General features: G+C 44.1%; 3 protein-coding genes. All 3 read right to left on the reverse strand.

What is annotated here, in order from left to right; all coding sequences use genetic code 11:
• The coding region (locus B4H32_RS03565) for a YbjQ family protein (protein ID WP_286800021.1) at positions 1–259 on the reverse strand (259 nt) is incomplete at its 3' end.
• A 289-nt stretch (positions 260–548) separates the two neighbouring features.
• A complete protein-coding gene (gene adeK / locus B4H32_RS03570) occupies positions 549–2,009 on the reverse strand; it encodes a multidrug efflux RND transporter AdeIJK outer membrane channel subunit AdeK (RefSeq protein ID WP_286800024.1) in 1,461 nt (486 codons plus the stop codon).
• 5 nt (positions 2,010–2,014) lie between these two features.
• The coding region (locus B4H32_RS03575) for an efflux RND transporter permease subunit (protein WP_286800023.1) at positions 2,015–3,393 on the reverse strand (1,379 nt) is incomplete at its 5' end.

A 3,393-nucleotide genomic window follows, 5' to 3' on the forward strand; every position in this document is an offset into this window, starting at 1 on the left:
TATTCGATGTGGAAAAGCGAATCCCCACAATCGCATTGGCACCTAAACCGCGTGCCTTGTCGATCATGCGTTGTGTGGCTTCCTGACGGGATTCCTCAAGAAGTTCGGTATAACCTGTCAATTCGCCGCCCACAATATTTTTTAAACCCGCCATCAGGTCGCGACCCACGTGCTTACTGCGGACAGTGCTGCCATACACCACATCAAGCTGACGTAAAATTTCATGACCAGGTACAGATTCCAAGCTGCTGAGTAACATATTGATCTCGAATAAAAATACTGTATTAAAGATAAAACAACATGAGGGATGAGAAAAGCTTAAAAAGGTAATTCTCATAAATATAGCTTGGGAATATACCAAGCCATTTTGATTGAAAGTGAGATGGTTATTTAATGGTGTGATAGAAATAACCTGTAAACTGGGAATTTCATCGCGTGCCGAAGCGGCACAATATGCCAATCATTTGGGGTTAAACTATTATTCAGTCGGACTCAAAATAAACTAGCCATCTCGGGAGATGGCTATAGATAGTACATCTTATTAAGGTTTATTGTGCAGCATGTATTTTAGCACTAGAGGGTTGAGGCGTCACTGTATCACTGGTATTGGTCTTTAAACCGCCACCCAATGTTTTGTAAAGCTCAACTTGGTTGTTCAGGTTTGCCTGCTGTAACAGCAGTAAACCTTGCTCAGCCGAATACGCTGAACGCTGGGCATCCAACACGGTTAAATAACTATCAATACCTGCACGGAAACGGGCGTTAGACAGCTTATAGGTAGTGTTGGTTGCATCCACTAAACGGCGTTGCGCGGTTAAACGATCACCAATGTTGGCACGGGTTGCCAAGGCATCATTCACTTCACGGAAAGCAGATTGAACTGACTTTTCATAGTTTGCCAAGGCAATTTTCTGATCAGTCTCTGAAATCTTGATGTTGGCTTTACGTGTACCCCAATCGAAGATTGGCAAGCTAATATTTGGCCCAATTGACCAAGCTGCATTACCCGCCTTAAAAAGGTTGCTCAAATCTGTTGAAGCATAACCTGCCGAACCTGTCAGGCTAATCGTCGGGTAAAGTTGTGCTTTGGCTGCACCAATATTTGCACCTGCGGCACTGAGTTGATATTCAGCCGCCTTGATATCTGGGCGATTATTGAGCAAGTCACTTGGTAAACCAGCACTTAAAGCGCTTTGTTTGGTAATTTGAGAAATTTGCTGTTGTGGCAATAAGTTTTGAGGAACTGTTTGACCAACAAGTAAATTTAACAAGTTTTGTGCTTGTGCGATCTGTGTTTTGTAGTTGGCAACATCATTACGTGCGGTTTCAACCGAAATTTGCGCCTGACGTAATGGAATCTCACTATCAATTCCGACATCGAAACGTTTTTTGTTCAAGTTAAACGACTCTTGCTGTGCTTTGAGCGTTTGCTCTGCAAGTTTGAGTTGTGCACTGGCGAATGAATAATTCAACCATGCTTGTGTCACTTGTCCAATTAAGCTGATCTGAGTTGCATCACGTGAACTTTGTGTCGCAAGATAACTATCTAAAGCAGCGTCTTTCAAGCTACGAACTCGACCCCAGAAATCTAACTCGTAAGCCGTTAAACCTAAGCCAACTTGGTAAGTCGAGTAGGGGTTGTTTGGATCACGAGATGGCGTGACTTGGCGAACCGCACTACCACTTGCCCCAATCGTTGGTAATTGGTTGTTTTCTGAAATTTGGTACTGCTGTTGAGCTTTTTGAATATTCAACGCCGCTGTACGCAAGTCACGGTTATTGGCAAGTGCCAGATCAATCACTTGTAATAAACGAGGGTCCGCAAAGAAGTCTTTGTAGCCTTGTTCTGCGATAGAAGTTCCAGAAGCATTACTATATGACGCAAAGCTTTCAGGAATCGCTGTGTTCACAACAGGCTCTGGCCCGCGCATACTTTGGCAGGCAGCCAAAGAGAGCGCGAGTGCAGAGATTGCAATGCCACGACTGGAAATAGACCATACAGTTTGCATCACGATCAATGCTCCTGAGTATTTAAAGTTTTAGGTTTGTACTTAAAGATACTACGAATCCACACGAAGAATACAGGGATGAAGAAAATACCTAAAAGTGTTGAAGAAATTACACCACCCAGTACACCATAACCGACTGAGTGTTGGCTACCTGCGCCAGCACCGCTTGCAAGCGCAAGTGGTAAAACACCGAAACCGAATGCAAGTGTGGTCATGATGATTGGACGTAGACGCATTTTCGCAGCATGCAAGGTTGCTTCAAATAGCTCTTCGCCTTGTTCCTGTAATTCTTTCGCAAATTCGACGATCAAGATCGCATTCTTCGCAGATAGACCAATTACGGCAACAATCGCAACCTGGAAGTAAATGTTAAAGGATAAGTTTGGATCACCTTTAATAATCATGCCTAACCATGTCAATGTAAATGCACCGACGATACCTAAAGGTACAACCAGTAATACAGAAACAGGGACTGACCAGCTTTCATAGAGTGCTGCAAGGCACAAGAACACGATTAAGAGTGAAAGAACCAATAGTGGCGCTGTTTGGCTACCAGAATCACGCTCTTCTAAAGATAAACCTGTCCATTCGTAGTCGAAACCTGCTAAGCCCATTGATGGTAACTTGCCAATGATTTCTTCCATCGCCAACATTGCATCACCAGAGCTGACGCCCGGTGCTGGAGTACCTTGAATGTTGACAGATGATACGCCGTTATAACGTTCTAGGCGAGGTGAACCATAAGTCCATTCACCTTTGGCAAAGCCAGAGAACGGCACCATTTCGCCTTTGTTGTTACGCACATACCACTTGTTCAAGTCTTCAGGCATCATGCGAGTATCCGCCTCACCTTGGACATAAACTTTTTTCACACGACCACGGTCAACGAAGTCATTGATATACGAACCACCCCAAGCCATGCTCATGGTGCTGTTAATATCTGCAATACTGACACCCATTGCACCTGCTTGCGCTTGGTCAATGGTGATCTGGTACTGCGGCGTATCTTCTTGACCATTTGGACGTACACCTGCAAGACGTTTGTCCTGAGATGCCATACCTAATACCGCATTACGTGCAGCAATCAGTTTTGCATGCCCTTGACCGCTGACATCTTTTAACTGGATATCAAAACCAGAAGCCACGCCCAATTCAGGCATTGCTGGTAATTGTAAAGGCATGATGTAAGACGCATCTTTCACAATCATGTTCAATGCCATACCACGTTGAATGATGGCACCGATCTGTGATTCAGGTGAAGTACGCTCGCTCCAGTCTTTTAATTTAATAAAGGCAAGACCCGCGTTTTGACCTACCCCTGTGAATGAGAAACCAGCAACTGTAAAGATTGACTCTACATTTTCTTTTTCCTTATTCAAGAAAT

This window comes from Acinetobacter sp. UBA2063, assembly GCF_002333245.1.
GTDB lineage: Bacteria > Pseudomonadota > Gammaproteobacteria > Pseudomonadales > Moraxellaceae > Acinetobacter > Acinetobacter parvus.

What these genes read in the sequence shown, in the direction of transcription:
- adeK (WP_286800024.1), bottom strand. Translation starts at nt 2,009, where the DNA reads ATGCAAACTGTATGGTCTATTTCCAGTCGTGGCATTGCAATCTCTGCA.